The following is a 16,555-nucleotide window of genomic DNA, read 5'->3' on the forward strand; positions in this document are numbered from 1 at the left end:
CTAAGTCTTGTCGACATCCTGGTTGCAGGGCAAACGCGCTCCCTTGCGCGTTAGCAGATTTTAAGTAGTTGGCCGCGGTTTAACGGCGAAAAACTGAACCGGCACCGGCGCCCCAGATGGGTCGACGAGACCTGGGTTAATGGCTTTGATGTCCGTCAATGACGGGATGTCTACAAAGTGCACGAGGTTGTCGCCGGCGGTGCCGACAAAGAAAGTCTCGTTGTCAGGACTGAAAGTTCCAGCGAGTGGCACGGTCGCGGTTCCGGACAGCGGCACCGTCCCCACGGTCCCTTGGGTGAACGCAGGTGACAGCTGATAGTAGGGCAATAGCGCCTGGCCGGTGTTGGACTTGCCGGTGTAGGTCACGAACGCGATAGTCGAATTTGACGAAGCAACCACCTGGTCGATGGCAGTCGGCGCGATCGAGGCCGGAAGCGCCGGGTTGAAGACCGTACTCGTATTGAACTGCAAACCAGCCACGGTATTGATGCTGGGTCGAATGCAGGTCCCGCTGGCAGCCGTGGGACTGTTCCCGGTGGGTACGCCGGGAGCGTCAAGCGTTCCCAGAAAAATGTCGGTCAGGTTGGTAGTGTTGGCGCCGAGAACATGCAGCCGGTCCGTGCTCGCAATGACGTGGTCGGTTGCGGGAAGCACGGTCCCCGGTATGAGCGCCGAGGGGTAATAATCGAACGGATTCACCGTCGTATTGGGGCAGAAGCCATAGGCCGTCGTCCCCGTTCCGGCTGGGCCGCTGAGAAAGATGCCCTCCGCGGGAATGGTCACAGTCAGATCGGGCGAGCAGAAGGGTGAAGTTCCGGAGTTATCCAGGGTGCAGCCGTCGCCGTTCTGAGTGGGGAGGTTCGGGTAGACGCTCCATCCGGTCAGGGTGTTGTGGATGTAGAGCGCATTGGGCCCGGTGACATAGAGGGTCTTTCCATCGGGACTGAAGACAGCGCGAGTGGCTAAACCGCCGATCGAGGTGTTAGCACCGGTCGCGGCGGTATAAAGATAAATGACTTGGCGAACCTGGTCGGCGATCACGACGGTACTCGAATCGGGAGAGACGGTGAGCACGACGCCAGGAACAGTGGTGTCTTCCTTGGTCAGCGAGTTGCTGCTGGCGCTGTACTCCATTAGTTCGCGGTAATTGCCGAAATAGAGATTTGTCCCCGCCGGATCGATGACCATGGAGTTCGGCTTGTAGGGCAGCTTGATCGGCGAGCCGATAGTGCCCGTACTCAGATCGATCGGTTCGAAGAACGACGACTGCGGACTGGCCATCCATAAGAAATTACTGATGCGGCCGGTTGAGGTGATCTGCACCGAATTGCCAACAATCGGAACACCGTTCCCTTGCTGCCCAATCTGGGTAATGATCGAGGGATTGCAGGTGGGTGGGTTGCATACTGCTGTAATCGCAGCCGTGGACGGGAACGTGGTAGTGACGCTACCCCCGCTGCCGACGGAAATCTCCTGCGAATTCGTTGACGAGTAGTCCAGGGCGACGCCGGTGATCTGATTGCCCTGGGTGTCTCGAACCACGGTAGCCAGGGGCACCGGAGTTCCCGGAGTTACGGTTCCGACGGTGCCGCCGTTGGTGCTGGTGATGGTGCTCGGAATCTGCAGCTGGATCGAAGCCGGGGGGCATGTATAGAAGGTTCCGGCGGTGGAGCTGACATTGGAGATCGCGGCGGTGATCGCCGTCGAACCCGGCTGGTGCGCGGTCGCGACGCCGTTCGGATCGATCGTAACGACCGTGGAATTGACCGGGGTGTAGGTCAGATGGCCAAGGTTCGCCGTGCAATCAGGAACGCCATAAGGATTGCCGGGAGGCGCGCAAAAAGGCGTTTGACTGGCGCCGTTGCCGATAAATGCCGTGGCGTCCAGCTGCGAGGTTTGGTTCTGTGAGAAACATCCGGTGAAATTCGATACATTTGCCGGCGCCGCCGTGTCGAGCTGGATCGTCGTCACCGGAGGATGCACATAAACAGCGACAGTGTTGCTGGTGACTCCAGCTCCGGAAGCCGTCATCAAGGCGACGCAGGTATTTCCCGTGCAGGCGGACTTCATCGCCTGCGCCGTGGGTGGCGTGCAGATCGTGAAGTCGGCAATGCCGCCCGGGCTCGTCCGGTTCCAGGTGCCACCACAAAGAGCGCCAGTGGGCGAGACGTCCGCGAGATTCAAATTGGTGGTGCCGTAGGTGTAGGAACCGACTGTCTCTGACCCGCCATTACAGTTGGTTGCGGTAGGAGCCTGTAACTGCCCGGTTTGTCCATAAGCCAGCGAAATACCGGTCGTTGCCGGTTGCAGACTGATCGCGGCGACCTGGTTCGTCTTCAATCCGTATCCGAAGCCCGTCTTATTGCAATAGTTGTTGGGATTGGTACCGGCACAGCCTGCGATCGAAAAACCTACTGGAAGGGAAAACACGAGCAACAAACTCAAAATCAGGAACCGCTTCATGAAACCTCCCCGTCCAGGCAAACTCGCAGCGTTGGACGGTCACACCACTTTGAAAGTAACCCTGAGTGTAAAAGGTGTAACGGGTGGAAGCAACTTCCGCCGCGGCGGATCGGGCGGCGGCTCGCTTCAGGCATGGTCTTCATCGTGGCAGGTCAGGGCAGACAAATTCCTTGTCGATAGCAGTGAAGGTCATTTCGCGGACCTCGCGACTGCCGAATGCCAGGGTTTGGCGGAGATGCAGGCTCTGGTCGTCGACCGCAGAGATGATGGCGGTGAACGCCAGTCGTCCGTCCTCGGTGACATCGATTGCGTCGGGAACTTTTGGATTGGCTTTCCAGGTCGCAATTCGATAGGTCTCAACGCACGAGGTCTCGAGCAGGGTGCCGCCGGGCATAAAAATATAGATGCTCGCCGAGGCGGAATTCGACATGGCGCTGGTGATCCGCCATATGTGGGCGAAAAGCGGACCGGGCTCGGAGTTCGCACCGCCAGCGGACTCGGCGGTTTGCGCTGACACGGCACCGGTGACGAGGAGGAGCAAACATAGAGTTTGGCGAAACATAAACTGTCTCCAATTGAGGACCCCACTCAGGATTCCGGACCCGCGCCACCAGAGTGTCACTGAGCAGGCATGTATTTCTGAAACCAAGCCAGGGCGCGGGCGATCACGTCCCTCTGGTGTTCGGGATCGACGAAGTGGTGGCCTTCATTCGGGTAGACGACCAGTTGGGCTGGAACGTGCTGGGCTTTTAGCGCGTGCCAGAACTCAAAAGACTGTGGCGCCGGGCATTCGCCATCGCGGTCCCCAACCACCGCAAGCGTTGGCGTCTTCACGTTGTGAATGAAGTTAATGGCAGACATCTTCGCGTAAACTCCAGGATCGTCATAGACCGAGGCGCCCATGAAGGGAGTCATCCACTGGTCAATCGAATTCTGGCCGTAATAGCTCTGCCAATTGGAGATGCCGGCGCCGGCGACTGCAGCGCGGAAGCGGTTGGTCTGGGTGACAGCGAACATCGTCATAAATCCGCCGTAGGACCAGCCGGTGATGCCGACGCGCTCGGGATCGATATTGTGCGACTTGGTGACGGCGTCGACTCCGGCAAGGATGTCGCGGAGGTCGCCATAGCCAAAGTCCTTGCGGTTGGCCTGGGTGAAGGCTTCGCCCTGTCCATAGCTGCCGCGGGGGTTGGGCATGAGCACGAAGTAGCCGAGGGCGGCGAACGGCGCAGGGCCGTAGCCAACCTCGGGCCAGCGAGGGAGTTCGGCGGAGGATGGTCCTCCATGCACATGGACGATGAGCGGGTACTTCTTGGCGGGGTCGTAGTCGGCGGGGTAGAGAAGCCAGCCTTGGACGTTGAAGTCTTTAGTTGCGTCGCTGGCTGGGATGGTGGGGGAAGGTTGAATGGAGCTAATCCATGTGATGGATTCAGCTTTGCCCCAGGCTGGCTTCAGGCTGTCGTTGTAGTGGGTGATTTGCTGCGGGTGATAACAGTTGCCCTGGCACTCAGCGTCCACGCTCTTCTCCACCCACACTTCCGGCGGCGAAGCAAATGAACTCTCTATGTAAAAGAAATTGTCGGCCCATCTCGACAGGCTGAGATCAAGGGTACCGTCTCCAAGCTTCGCAGGCGCAGTGAAGTCTTCAACGATTCTTAGGACTTCTGAGGAACCGGGTTTTTGCATGATGGTGCTGAGGCGGCTGGAACCGCCAACTATTTCGGTAAATTCAATCTCGCCGGGGATCCTCCAGTAAATCCACGCGGCGGTGGAGGTTCGCCCCATGGTTAAGTTGACTGGCGTTCCACCTCCTGCTGCAACGACATACACGTCGCCGCCGGTCACGCCCTGATCGGACATCAAACCCCCGATGAAGGCGATTGACTTGCCATCTGGCGACCAGCGGGGCACGGCGATCTGCAGGCCATGAAGTGGGCCGAGGGTGTTGGCGGGGTCGAGGATGGAGGTTGGCTTGTCGCTGACGATAGGTTGGGTGTAAAGCTGGGCGACCCACCAGTTATTCTCTCCGGGTGGAGGCGCCGCAATGTAGGCTAGCTCTTGCGAACCGGGCGACCAGTCGAATTCGTAGGTGTAGAGGCTGGCAGGTGTGATCTGGCGGACCTGCCCGCTGGCTATATCGGCCTCGGCCACCCGTTTAATTTCAAGGCCCTCCTCGCCAATGACTCCAGCAGGCGGTTTCTCGGCGGCGAGCGGACTCGCGCGGCGAGTGGCTCCTTCGACGTAGAGGAATCCAAGTTCTTTGCCATCAGGCGAGAAGGCCGGCGCTTCCGGGATCCCGGGAAGATGAGTCAGGCGTCGAATCTTGGGTTTGTTGCCCATTTCGGCCAGATAGAAGTCAGCCTGCGTTTTATTCTCCCCAGCACTCTGACAATCCGAGAGGAAGGCCAGCGTCTTCGAATCTGGCGACCAGGCGAGGCTGCCTTCCACGCAGAGTTCGCCCTTGCTTCCGGCGGTGATCCGGATCGGCTTCTCGGGCGAGGTTCGGGGTGCAACTTCAATCTCGCTGCCCGAGCGCTTGCCTTGTTCTTCTCCATCGACGACCCAGGCGATGCGCGCGCCGTCTGGCGAGATCGCCGTCTGATAGAGGTTGCGCACTTTGCCCAGATTGTCGATCAGGCTATCGATGCGGGGATCGCGCCGGGCGTTCAGGTTCTGCGCCTTCAAGTTCACGGTACAAACAGCGCTAAGGACTAAGGCGGTGCAGACAAGGACTTTACGGGCGATAGTAGGCATTGATGAGCATGGTAGCAGCGATGGCTTTGTTCGTGTCTTCCGCCACGGCCTGCCATAGGCCATACAAGCGATGCCCATACTTCGCGAGACCAGCTCTGCAGGAGTTCTCCACTCCCCATCCTCCACTTTGAAGGGTGTCTTGACCGGGGAGTTGCGAATTGATATCTTTAAGAAGTTCCGCGAGACAGCTCTTGCCGGATATTTTCGGGCGAGAGCGTTTGTTTGTGTCCGCAGAAAGCCTCAATCTGATCTATACTTATTTGAGGCAGTTGCTTTGCCGTTTTAGAGCAATTGCTGAGGCTATAGATCGTTGTAGTGCCTCTCTGGGCCTTCCCTTCCGATCTCTGCAGGTTAGAGACACAAGGCGAATCGCATTGGAGTCTGCGCTACCTGCCACCTTGGTGGGCTATGCAGACCGGAACCACCGAAACGGAGTTGGCCTTCCCAGGCCTCTTTCACTTGAAGGAACCGGGAAGCGCTCAGCCACCGTCGTGGTTTGAGTCAACGGGTTATGTAAGGCTACTGCACGCGGGGACGGGTTGCGGGCGGTAGAAGTGAGTTGGGCATTCAGAGTAGATCGCGGGCGGCTTGCGCGATCATCTGATGCCTGTGTGAAATGCGTGGGTTTTGCAGCTTTGAGGAGTCAGGTTTGCCGACATTTAGTCAATTAGTCCGGAAGGGCCGCACTGCGCCGAGATATAAGACGGCCAGCCCGGCATTGCAGGGTTCGCCGCAACGGCGTGGAGTTTGTACGCGCGTCTACACCCAGACCCCGAAAAAGCCGAACTCGGCGTTGCGCAAAGTTGCGCGCGTCAAGCTCACCAACGGGATCGAAGTGACCACCTACATCCCAGGCATCGGCCACAATCTGCAGGAGCACTCGATCGTCCTCATTCGCGGCGGTCGTGTGAAGGACCTGCCGGGGGTTCGCTACCACGTGGTGCGCGGAACACTCGATTCGGTCGGCGTAGCCAACCGCAAGCAGAGCCGGTCGAAGTACGGCGCTAAGCGCCCCAAGGCCGCCGCTAAGTAAGGACCAGGGACTCGCCGTCCAGGCGTACGCGCCCATGGCGCAAAAGTCTGGACGAATCAATTGAGCAAGTGAAGTTATTGAGATAAGGGAACTATGCCGAGAAAAGGTCATATCGCGAAACGGGAAGTCGCAGCCGACCCCGTGTACAACTCGACGCTGGTGACGAAGTTTGTCAACTCGATGATGTGGGGCGGCAAGAAGTCGACCGCGCAAAACATCTTTTATGAGGCAATGACGAACCTCGAATCCCGCGGCGGCGATGAAGCGCTGAAGCTCTTCAAGAAAGCGGTTGAGAACTGCAAGCCGCTGCTCGAAGTGAAGTCGCGCCGGGTTGGTGGCGCGAACTATCAGGTGCCGATCGAAGTGAATCCGGAACGGCGCACTTCGCTCGCGATCCGCTGGCTGGTGAACTATGGCCGGGCGCGCGGCGAAAAGGGCATGGTCGACAAGTTGACCAACGAGCTGCTTGACGCAGCTAACGGCCGCGGAGCCGCGATGAAGAAGAAGGAAGACATTCATCGTATGGCCGAGGCGAACAAGGCGTTCGCGCATTATCGGTGGTAAAGAGAAGTTTCCATAGCAAGAAAGCTTTTCAGTGACAGTTGTCAGTCCGTAAATTAGGACAAGCTCGCCGGAAGCTGGCGGGTCAAGCAGGGTAAGCAAAGGCAGGCCATGGCCTGCGAGAGTGAGAGATTCAAGTGCCGCGTCAAGTACCTCTAAATCGTTGCCGGAATATCGGAATCATGGCGCACATCGACGCCGGGAAGACGACGACCACCGAGCGCATCCTGTTCTATACCGGGATCACGCACCGGATCGGCGAAGTGCATGAAGGCACGGCAACCATGGATTACATGGAGCAGGAGCAGGAGCGCGGCATCACGATCACCTCCGCCGCAACCACCTGCACCTGGAAAGACATTCGTATCAACATCATTGATACCCCGGGCCACGTTGACTTTACCGCTGAGGTCGAGCGGTCGCTACGGGTGCTCGATGGCGCAGTCGCCTTGTTCGACTCCGTCTCGGGTGTGCAGCCGCAGTCGGAGACGGTGTGGCGGCAGGGTGATAAGTACAAGGTCCCCCGGATCTGCTTTGTCAACAAGATGGACAAGGCCGGCGCTGATTTCGAGCACGTGATTGAAACCATCCGCAAGCGGCTGGGCGCGCGTCCAGTTGCCATCCAGATTCCGATTGGCGCCGAGGCCAACTTTAAGGGCGTCATCGATCTGATCGAGATGAAGGCGATCCTGTGGCACGACGAGACCATGGGCGCGCAGTACGATGTTGAAGAGATTCCCGAGAACCTGCTCAAGAAGGCGGAAGCCTTCCGCATGCAGCTGGTTGAGTCAGTCGCCGAGAACGATGACGACATGCTGCACAAGTTCCTCGAAGGCGAGACCCCGACGGCGGCCGAGTTAAAGAAAGCCCTACGCGGCGCGACCATTGCGATGAAGGTCTTCCCGGTACTCTGCGGGACCGCCTTCAAGAACAAGGGTGTGCAGACTCTGCTTGATGCGGTGGTCGACTATCTGCCGAGCCCGCTCGACGTGCCCCCGGTGGTTGGTATCGATCCTGATGATCCCGAAAAGCAGGTGATTCGCGAAGCCAAGGACGATGCGCCGTTTTCGGCGCTCGGCTTTAAGCTGATCAACGATCCCTTCGGCAAGCTCGGTTTCATCCGCGTCTATTCGGGCCATTTGAAAACCGGCGACACCGTGCTCAATCCGCGTACCGGCAAGACCGAACGGATCGGGCGTCTGGTCAAGATGCACGCCAATAAGCGCGAAGACATCACCGAGATCTATGCCGGCGACATCTGCGCCTGTGTTGGTTTGAAGGAATTGAAGACCGGTGACACCCTCTGCACTCCGAATGATCCGGTGGCGTTGAGCGCTATCAAATTCCCGGACACGGTCATCTCGGTCGCCATTGAGCCGAAGACCAAGGCTGACCAGGAGAAGATGGGAATGGCGCTGGCTAAGCTGGCCGATGAAGATCCGACCTTCAAGGTCCGTACCGATGAAGAGTCTGGGCAGACGATCATCAGCGGCATGGGCGAGTTGCATCTTGAGATCCTGGTCGATCGCATGAAGCGCGAGCACAAGGTCGAAGCCAATGTCGGCGAGCCCCGTGTCGCCTTCCGGGAGACCATCCGCAAGATCGCCGAGGCGGAAGGCAAGTACATCCGCCAGACCGGTGGTTCGGGCAACTACGGACACGTCAAGATTCGTCTGGAGCCGAACGAGCCAGGCAAGGGATTCGAGTTTATCAACGAGATCAAGGGCGGCGTGGTTCCGAAGGAGTACATCAAGCCGACCGAGCAGGGAATCCGCGAAGCGTTGCATGCCGGGGTGCTTGCGGGCTACGAGCTGGTCGACTTCAAGGCCGTACTTTATGACGGCAGCTACCACGACGTCGACTCGAACGAAATGGCGTTCAAGATCGCCGGTTCGATGGCCTTTAAGGAAGCCGCGAAGAAGGCCAGTCCGGTGCTGCTCGAACCGATGATGGCCGTCGAAGTGACTGTTCCTGAAGAACACATGGGCACGATCATCGGCGATATCAACTCCCGGCGCGGGCGTATTGAGGGCATGGAGCATCTCGGTGGTTCGCAGGTGATCAAGGCAATGGTGCCGCTCAAGGAGATGTTCGGATACGTCAACGATATCCGCTCATCGACCCAGGGACGCGCCTCCTACAGCATGCAATTCGCCCACTATGAAGAGGCGCCGCGGATGATCTCGGACGAAATCATTGGCCGGAGCCAGGGTAAGTAAGTTCAGGTTGGTCAAGCTCAGCCTGCATCCGCAGCGGCTTGGTGAATAGAAACGCAGCAGCTTAAGTGTCAGTAGAGGAATAAAGGGGACGAGATGGCGAAGGAGAAGTTTGACCGTTCGAAGCCGCATGTGAATGTTGGGACGATCGGGCACATTGATCATGGCAAGACGACGTTGACGGCGGCGATCACGAAGGTGTTGTCGAAGCACAACCCGAACATCAAGTTTCGTTCGTTCGACACGATTGACAATGCTCCGGAAGAGCGGGAGCGCGGTATCACGATTGCCACGGCGCACGTGGAGTATGAGACGCCCAACCGGCATTATGCGCACGTCGATTGCCCGGGCCACGCTGATTACATCAAGAACATGATCACCGGCGCGGCGCAGATGGATGGCGGGATTCTGGTGGTTGCGGCGACCGATGGTCCGATGCCGCAGACCAAGGAGCACGTGCTGTTGGCACGCCAGGTTGGCGTTCCTTCGCTGGTGGTGTTCTTGAACAAGTGCGATGCGGTCGATGATCCTGAATTGATTGACCTGGTCGAGATGGAAGTTCGCGAGCTCTTGTCGAAGTACGATTTTCCGGGCGACGATGTGCCGGTGATTCGCGGTTCGGCTCTGGGCGGCTTGAACGGCGAGCCGGAGTGGGAAGCGAAGATCGATGAGCTGATGGACGCGGTCGACAAGTACGTGCCGCTACCGGCGCGGGCGATCGACCAGCCGTTCCTGATGCCGATCGAAGACATCTTTTCGATCTCGGGACGCGGCACGGTGGTGACCGGGCGTATCGAGCGCGGCAAGGTGAAGGTGGGCGAAGAGGCTGAGATTGTCGGCTTCCGCGACACTCGCAAGACGGTTGTGACCGGCGTCGAGATGTTCAAGAAGCAGCTCGATGAGGGTCTGGCGGGCGACAATGCCGGACTGCTGTTGCGCGGCATTGCCAAGGAAGATGTCGAGCGCGGCATGGTGCTGGCGAAGCCCGGATCGATCAAGCCGCACACCCAGTTCAAGGGCGAGATTTATGTCTTGTCGAAGGAAGAAGGCGGTCGGCATACTCCGTTCTTTAACGGCTATCGTCCGCAGTTCTACTTCCGCACCACCGACGTGACCGGAACGGCGAAGCTGCCGGAGGGCACGGAGATGGTGATGCCGGGGGACAATGTGCAGCTTGAGATTACGCTGCATACGCCGGTGGCGATGGAGAAGGGCCTGCGCTTCGCAATTCGCGAAGGCGGCCGCACGGTCGGCGCCGGGACGATCTCGGAAATTATCAAGTAACAGCGCCACACTGCGTGTGGCAAGCGGTTCAGCGAATGCATAGCAGCAAGTCAGCGGAGGAAGCAAAGTTCGCTGGCTTGCTGGGCGAACCAAGTGAGCCGCTGACTCGCTAAGAAGATCGCGAAGCGAGCTTCGCTTAAAGGAAGATTGACATGGTAGGACAAAGAATCAGGATCCGGCTCAAGGCTTACGACTATCGTGTGCTCGATACTTCGACGGGCGAGATCGTAGACACCGCCAAGCGGACCGGGGCGCAGGTGGCGGGGCCGATTCCGTTGCCGACGATCAAGAATAAGTATTGCGTGCTCCGTTCGCCGCATGTCGATAAAAAGTCGCGGGAACAGTTCGAGATTCGTACCCACAAACGGCTCATCGACATTCTCGAGCCCACTCAGCAAACCGTGGACGCGCTGATGAAGCTCGATCTGCCGGCTGGCGTGGACGTCGAGATTAAGGCATTCGAGAAGTAGGATTGCGGTCCAGGCGAACGTGCCTATGGTACGGACGCTGACCTGGGAAGTTGATAGCACTTAGACCCCGGCAGTGCCTGCAACCGCGGGCATGATGAGGAGGAGAGACGATGGCAGTTACAGGAATTCTAGGCAAGAAGATCGGGATGACGCAGGTATTTGACGAACGGGGAGAAGTGCACCCCATCACCGTCCTGCAGGCCGGCCCTTGCGTGATCACGCAGTTGAAGACCCTGGCCAAGGATGGTTACGATTCGGCGCAGATCGGCCTGGTCGAGTTCGTCAAGGGCTCCAAGGTGAATAAGGCGCAGGCAGGGCACTTCGCGAAGAACAACGTTCCTCCTGTCAAGCTGCTCAAGGAAGTTCCGGTAGAGGTTCTAGCCACTACGGGCGAGGTCGTTCAGGACGCTGAGGATGGCAATGGCGCAGGCAACGGCAAGATGAAAGCCGGAGACAAGGTCCTGGTCGACATCTTCTCCGATGACAAATATGTCGACGTGAGCGGCACCAGCAAGGGACGCGGATTTGCGGGCGTCATTCGCCGGCATGGTTTCGGCGGCGGCCCGAAGTCCCATGGGCACATGTTCCAGGTGCAAGGTTCAATCGGCGCTTCGTCCTTTCCGTCGCGTGTCTTCCCCGGTCAGAGAATGCCGGGGCATATGGGTGCGGCCAGCGTGACCGTCCGCAACCTGCGCATACGCGGCATTGACCTGGACGAGAACTTGTTGATGGTTGAGGGCGCGGTTCCCGGTCCTCGCGATGGCTATGTGCTGATCTCAAAGTCGAAGGCTCCTCCTCGCGAGCGCCGTGGCTTCGGCGGTTCGGGCACAGTCGATCCATTGAAGGCATCGAAGAAGGCTTCAGGCGGCAAGGCCCCGGCCAAGGGCGGCGCCAAGAAGAAGTAGGGCTGGCCGTCCAGGCACAAGCACATCGTTGCAACGGAATGATTTTCAGCTAATGGCGAGAGGCCGATTTTGGCCTTCGAAAGAGAAGAAGATGGCGAACTTAGACGTAATAGATCTCGGCGGACAAAAGGTAGGCTCGATAGAGCTGGCCGAAGAGGTCTTTGGTCCGAGCCAGGCGAACGAGGCACTCCTTTGGGAGGCGGTCAAGCACTATCGTGCCGCTCTTCGCCAGGGGACAGCCGCGACCAAGAACAAGAAGTTGGTCTCCGGCGCTGGCAAGAAGCTTTGGAAGCAAAAGGGTACTGGGCGCGCGCGAGTCGGCTCAATCCGCTCCCCGCTCTGGCGGCACGGCGGAACGGTGCACGGACCGCAGCCGCGTTCTTACGACTACGCTTTTCCGCGCAAGAAGGTGCTTGGCGCGTTGCGCGCCGCGCTGGCCGCCAAGCTGGCCGATGGCAAGCTGACCGTCGTCGAGAGCCTGGAGCTGAATGAGCCGAAGTCAAAACTTTACCGCGCGGCGCTCGACAAGCTCGAAGCCAAGCGTACGACGTTGCTGGTAGAGAGCGGACAGGCGCTCAGCGAGAAGCTCTACCTGGGTTCGCGCAACTTAAAGAATGTTGAACTGGTGCTGACAACGGAAGTTCATCCCTACGATCTTCTTCGCTATGAGCGCGCGATCTTCTCCCGCTCGGCGATAGAGAAGCTCCAGGAATCTTTGAAGAAGACGGTCTCCAAGCGTCGCCTCGCGGCCGCGCAGACCCAACCGGAGGTAGCGTAAATGGCTACGACCTATACGACGATTCGCCGCCCGTTGATTACCGAGAAGGGGCTGGGCGTCAAAGAAACTGAAGGCACGCTGGTCTTTGAGGTCGCCGCGGATGCCACCAAGACCTCGGTGAAACAGGCAGTCGAGGTGCTCTTTAAGGTGAAGGTCGCGGCGGTGCGTACCGCCAATTATGCCGGTAAGGAACGGCGGCGGGGTAAGTTTTCCGGCTTTCGTCCAGACTGGAAAAAGGCCTATGTTCGCCTGAGGGCCGGCGAGAAAATGCCGGAATACGTGAACAGTCTCTAGGTCGAAGATTTAGAGATCGGACGAAGCAGTAAGGCAGTGGGAGGAACGCTCTCCCGTTCTGCGAACAGGATTACGGGCGGTTGAGTTCGAACCGCCAACTAAGTTGGGCAAGGAATTTAGCGATGCCAATCAAGACATACCGACCGACAACACCGACGCTTCGTTTTAAGACGACGCTGGTCAATGACGACTTGACGACAGACAAGCCGTACAAGCCGCTGTTGGCAGTCAAGCAGCGCACCGGCGGCCGTGCCAATACCGGCCGGATCGCGGTTCGCCATCATGGCGGCGGCCATAAGCAGAAGTTGCGGTTAATCGACTTCAAACGGGACAAGTACGGGATCCCCGGGAAGGTCGCGACGATCGAGTACGATCCGAACCGTTCCTCCCGCATCGCTTTGATCAGTTATGCGGACGGAGAGAAGCGCTACATCCTGCAGCCGGTCGGCCTGAAGGTCGGACAAGTGATTACCAGCGGGCCTGAGGCGGATATCCTCATCGGCAACGCGTTGCCACTCAAGAATATTCCCGCCGGTACGACGGTGCATAACGTCGAGCTGCGGCCCGGGAAGGGCGCCCAGATGGTGCGCTCGGCTGGATCTTCCGCGCAGCTGGTTGCCAAAGAAGGCGATTACGCGCTCTTGAAGCTGCCTTCCGGGGAGACTCGCAAGGTGTTGGTTGAATGCATGGCGACGATCGGCCAAGTGGGCAATACCGATCACGAGAATGTCTCGATCGGCAAGGCGGGACGTAATCGCTGGAAGGGCATTCGTCCGGCAAACCGCGGCGTTTCGATGAATCCGGTCGACCATCCGCACGGTGGTGGTGAGGGCAAGACTTCGGGCGGCCGGCATCCGGTCACCCCATGGGGTCAGCCGACGCGTGGTTACAAGACTCGAAACAACAAGCGGACGGACGCGTTCATCGTGAGCCGGGCCAAGAAGTAGGAGCGATTAGCAGATGGCACGTTCGACAAAGAAGGGTCCATTCATCGATACCCACCTCACGGTAAAGATCGAGGCGTTGAATCAGGCGAATGACAAGAAAGTAGTGCGCACCTGGTCACGGCGTTCGACGATCCACCCGGACTTCGTGGGCCACACGATTGCTGTTCATAACGGCAAGAAGTTTATTCCGGTCTATGTGACTGAGAATATGGTCGGTCACAAGCTCGGCGAGTTTTCAGCCACGCGCACGTTCAAGGGCCACTCAGCCAAGGCTTCGGAGTCGTCGGCCAAGCCCCGGTAGTTTTCGATTTTTCGAAGTTTGAGAAGGTAAGCCATGCAATTGGATACGAGAGAGTTTCGGGCCGAGGCCAAGTTCCAGCGAGTGTCGCCCCAGAAGGCGCGCCTGGTGCTGGAGTTGATCAAGGGCCGCCGGGTAGAAGACGCCATTAACACGGTAATGTTCACCAAGAAGGGTGTCGCTCCGCTGGTCGAGAAGGTGTTGCGTTCGGCGGTGCAGAATGCCAACTATCTGAGTGAAGAGCAGGGTCTCGATGTCGATGTCGACAACCTTTATGTGAAGACCGCTCTGGCCAATGACGGTCCCCGGATGAAGCGGATTCGGCCTGCTCCGATGGGCCGTGCCTATCGCTATCAGCGCCGCTTGTCGCACATCGTGATCTCGGTCGCAGAGCGAAAGACCCTCGGCCTGGTTGAAACCGTAGGCGAGAGCGATGCGCCTACAGCCAAGAAGAGGCTCACCAGGAAGCCGGCCAAGAAAACCGTGACCCGGAGTGGTGCCGCCAAAGGCAAGAACTGGAACAAGAAGGCGACATCGGGCAAGTAAGTCAGGCGACGCCAGAACTACAGTCGCAACCGGGCCGAGTTGGCCCACGAAGTAGACGGACAAGGATCAAAGAGGAAACTATGGGACAGAAAGTCCACCCTTACGGATTTCGGCTCGGAGTGAACAAGCCGTGGAAGTCGCGCTGGTTCGTCGAGCGCGATTACGACAAGCTGCTGGTCGAGGACGTTCATCTGAAGCGCGAGCTGAAGGAGAAACTCAAGGCCGCCGGAGTGAGCTCGGTCGAGATCGAGCGCCCCGGCAACAAGCTGCGCCTGATCATTCGCACTGCGCGCCCCGGCATCGTGATCGGGCGCAAGGGCGCGGAGATCGACAAACTGAAGCTCGAGTTGCAGAAGCGGACCAACCGGGACGTTTTCATCGATATTCTCGAAGTGAATAAACCGGAGCTCGACGCCCAGCTGGTCTCCGAAAACATTGCTTTGCAGCTCGAAAAGCGGGTCGGCTTTCGCCGCGCCATGCGCAAGTCGGTGGATTCGGCGCTGCGCTTCGGCTGCAAGGGCATCAAGGTCCGGGTCTCGGGCCGCTTGAACGGGAATGAGATCGCCCGCTCTGAGTGGTATCTGCAGGGCCGCTTGCCGCTGCACACGCTGCGCGCTGACATCGATTACGGCTTTTCCGAGGCGCATACGACTTACGGCATCATCGGCGTCAAGACCTGGATCTATCGCGGCGATATCTACGAACAAAAGCGCCGTCAGCCGCAGCCGGTAGGTACCTCGGTATTTTAGGACTCTCCGTCACCCGCGGGTTCGAAGCTTGTGGGGCGGAGTTGAACCAAAGGGTTGAACCGACTAGTTGAAAGCTAGCGGCTAAAAGTTAAAGGCTGGTTTCGTTATGTTGATGCCAAAGAAAGTGAAGTTCCGCAAGCAGCAGCGCGGACGAATGACGGGTAAGGCGTGGCGCGGTTCGGAGTTGTCGTTTGGCGACTTCGGCCTCAAGGTCATGGAGTGTGGGTATATTACTGACCGCCAGATAGAGGCCAGCCGTATTGCGATGACCCGGTTTATCAAGCGTGGTGGCAAGATTTGGCTGCGGGTCTTCCCGGACAAACCGGTCACCAAGAAGCCGGCCGAAACCCGTATGGGTAAGGGTAAGGGCGCGCCCGATCATTGGGTCGCCGTCTGCCGCCCGGGCAAACTGCTCTTCGAGATGGAGGGCGTGTCGTCCGAGATGGCGCAAGAGGCGATGCGGCTCGCGGCCCACAAGCTTCCCTTGAAGACGAAGTTCGTGCAGCGTCATGATGCCAAGGTCGTTGCCGCGGCCAAGTAAGACGAGTGGTTCCGAGTAGTCGAGAAGTCAACGAGAGAGATACGAGATGGAAACCGAAAAGATCCGCAATCTGAGCGATGGGGAGTTGGTCGAGCAAGAGCGTCAAGCCGCCGAGCAGCTCTTCCGTCTGCGCTTTCAGATGAAACTGGGGCAGAACGAGGGTGTCAAGAAGGTTCGCGAGCTGCGCAAAGACGTGGCCCGCATCAAGACCATCGCCCGCGAACGCGCGTTGGGGTTGCACGGCGCCACGCCAAAGAGTGAACCCTCCTTGCCGCCGGCCAAGAGCAAGAAATCGAAGAAGGAGGCTCGCTAAGTTATGTCCGAAGAAAATGCAGGCACAGTCGCCACCAGCGCTGCCGCTCCTACCGAGAAGCAGGCCCGTCGCAACGAGAAGGTTGGCCAGGTCGTCTCGACCAAGATGCAGAAGACGATCGTCGTCGAGATCGAGATGCGCAAGGCCCATCCAAAGTACAAGCGCGTCATGAAGACCAACAAGAAGTTTTACGCGCACGACGAGCAGAACTCAGCCCGGGTTGGCGATATGGTCCGGATTCGAGAGACCCGCCCGTTGAGCAAGTTGAAGCGTTGGCAGTTGGAAGAGATTGTTCGGCGTTCCGCGCTGGCCCAGGCCGAAGATGCGGCCGCTGCGGCAAAGTTGGCTTAGCGATCGTTGCGGTAGGGTATAGGTTTCTGCGGTAACGCTGGCCAATAAGACC

General features: G+C 58.7%; 19 protein-coding genes. 15 read left to right on the plus strand and 4 right to left on the minus strand.

Annotation, left to right across the window (positions count from 1 at the left end):
* Positions 1–60 precede the first annotated feature (60 nt).
* From ACPOL_RS22280 to ACPOL_RS35560, 4 genes are all read right to left on the minus strand, one after another.
* Entirely contained in the window at positions 61–2,463 is a 2,403-nt protein-coding gene (locus ACPOL_RS22280) for a YncE family protein (RefSeq protein WP_114209000.1), read from the minus strand.
* A gap of 139 nt (positions 2,464–2,602) precedes the next feature.
* Positions 2,603–3,025: a hypothetical protein gene (locus ACPOL_RS22285; RefSeq protein ID WP_114209001.1), complete on the minus strand. Its 423-nt coding sequence runs from the start codon at positions 3,023–3,025 to the stop codon at positions 2,603–2,605.
* A 56-nt stretch (positions 3,026–3,081) separates the two neighbouring features.
* The gene (locus ACPOL_RS22290; RefSeq protein WP_114209002.1) at positions 3,082–5,217 is read right to left on the minus strand and encodes a S9 family peptidase; all 2,136 of its coding nucleotides are present in this window, start codon (positions 5,215–5,217) and stop codon (positions 3,082–3,084) included.
* Positions 5,198–5,329 (minus strand): hypothetical protein, encoded by a 132-nt coding sequence (locus ACPOL_RS35560; RefSeq protein WP_275066494.1) that lies wholly within the window; start codon positions 5,327–5,329, stop codon positions 5,198–5,200. Before ACPOL_RS35560 ends, ACPOL_RS22290 begins: the two co-directional genes overlap by 20 nt.
* A gap of 537 nt (positions 5,330–5,866) precedes the next feature.
* Here ACPOL_RS35560 and rpsL point away from each other — a divergent pair.
* The 15 genes from rpsL to rpsQ all read left to right on the plus strand — a co-directional run bounded on the left by rpsL (position 5,867) and on the right by rpsQ (position 16,503).
* On the plus strand, positions 5,867–6,250 hold the full coding sequence (gene rpsL / locus ACPOL_RS22295) for a 30S ribosomal protein S12 (protein ID WP_114209003.1): 384 nt from the start codon (positions 5,867–5,869) through the stop codon (positions 6,248–6,250).
* A gap of 93 nt (positions 6,251–6,343) precedes the next feature.
* Complete coding sequence (gene rpsG / locus ACPOL_RS22300) at positions 6,344–6,814, plus strand: 30S ribosomal protein S7 (RefSeq protein ID WP_114209004.1); 471 nt, start codon at positions 6,344–6,346, stop codon at positions 6,812–6,814.
* 134 nt (positions 6,815–6,948) lie between these two features.
* Positions 6,949–9,030 carry an elongation factor G gene (gene fusA, locus ACPOL_RS22305; RefSeq protein ID WP_114209005.1) on the plus strand — a complete coding sequence of 694 codons (2,082 nt, stop codon included), beginning with the start codon at positions 6,949–6,951 and terminating at the stop codon, positions 9,028–9,030.
* Between the two features lie 93 nt (positions 9,031–9,123).
* Entirely contained in the window at positions 9,124–10,311 is a 1,188-nt protein-coding gene (tuf, locus tag ACPOL_RS22310) for an elongation factor Tu (RefSeq protein WP_114206378.1), read from the plus strand.
* Between the two features lie 152 nt (positions 10,312–10,463).
* The gene (gene rpsJ / locus ACPOL_RS22315) at positions 10,464–10,781 is read left to right on the plus strand and encodes a 30S ribosomal protein S10 (protein WP_114209006.1); all 318 of its coding nucleotides are present in this window, start codon (positions 10,464–10,466) and stop codon (positions 10,779–10,781) included.
* Positions 10,782–10,891: 110 nt separating this feature from the next.
* The gene (gene rplC / locus ACPOL_RS22320) at positions 10,892–11,686 is read left to right on the plus strand and encodes a 50S ribosomal protein L3 (protein ID WP_114209007.1); all 795 of its coding nucleotides are present in this window, start codon (positions 10,892–10,894) and stop codon (positions 11,684–11,686) included.
* Positions 11,687–11,777: 91 nt separating this feature from the next.
* Positions 11,778–12,464, plus strand: coding sequence for a 50S ribosomal protein L4 (rplD, locus tag ACPOL_RS22325; protein WP_114210981.1), 687 nt, complete (start codon positions 11,778–11,780; stop codon positions 12,462–12,464).
* A complete protein-coding gene (locus tag ACPOL_RS22330) occupies positions 12,465–12,758 on the plus strand; it encodes a 50S ribosomal protein L23 (RefSeq protein WP_114209008.1) in 294 nt (97 codons plus the stop codon).
* Positions 12,759–12,880: 122 nt separating this feature from the next.
* Complete coding sequence (rplB, locus tag ACPOL_RS22335; RefSeq protein ID WP_114209009.1) at positions 12,881–13,705, plus strand: 50S ribosomal protein L2; 825 nt, start codon at positions 12,881–12,883, stop codon at positions 13,703–13,705.
* A gap of 13 nt (positions 13,706–13,718) precedes the next feature.
* Positions 13,719–14,006 (plus strand): 30S ribosomal protein S19, encoded by a 288-nt coding sequence (gene rpsS, locus ACPOL_RS22340; protein ID WP_114209010.1) that lies wholly within the window; start codon positions 13,719–13,721, stop codon positions 14,004–14,006.
* 33 nt (positions 14,007–14,039) lie between these two features.
* Positions 14,040–14,549 (plus strand): 50S ribosomal protein L22, encoded by a 510-nt coding sequence (rplV, locus tag ACPOL_RS22345; protein ID WP_114209011.1) that lies wholly within the window; start codon positions 14,040–14,042, stop codon positions 14,547–14,549.
* An 80-nt stretch (positions 14,550–14,629) separates the two neighbouring features.
* Entirely contained in the window at positions 14,630–15,298 is a 669-nt protein-coding gene (gene rpsC, locus ACPOL_RS22350) for a 30S ribosomal protein S3 (protein ID WP_114209012.1), read from the plus strand.
* 106 nt (positions 15,299–15,404) lie between these two features.
* Positions 15,405–15,839 (plus strand): 50S ribosomal protein L16, encoded by a 435-nt coding sequence (gene rplP / locus ACPOL_RS22355; RefSeq protein ID WP_114209013.1) that lies wholly within the window; start codon positions 15,405–15,407, stop codon positions 15,837–15,839.
* Positions 15,840–15,885: 46 nt separating this feature from the next.
* The gene (rpmC, locus tag ACPOL_RS22360; RefSeq protein ID WP_114209014.1) at positions 15,886–16,152 is read left to right on the plus strand and encodes a 50S ribosomal protein L29; all 267 of its coding nucleotides are present in this window, start codon (positions 15,886–15,888) and stop codon (positions 16,150–16,152) included.
* A gap of 3 nt (positions 16,153–16,155) precedes the next feature.
* Positions 16,156–16,503 (plus strand): 30S ribosomal protein S17, encoded by a 348-nt coding sequence (rpsQ, locus tag ACPOL_RS22365; protein ID WP_114209015.1) that lies wholly within the window; start codon positions 16,156–16,158, stop codon positions 16,501–16,503.
* Positions 16,504–16,555: the final 52 nt, after the last annotated feature.

This window comes from Acidisarcina polymorpha (genome assembly GCF_003330725.1).
In the GTDB taxonomy this organism is placed as follows: domain Bacteria; phylum Acidobacteriota; class Terriglobia; order Terriglobales; family Acidobacteriaceae; genus Acidisarcina; species Acidisarcina polymorpha.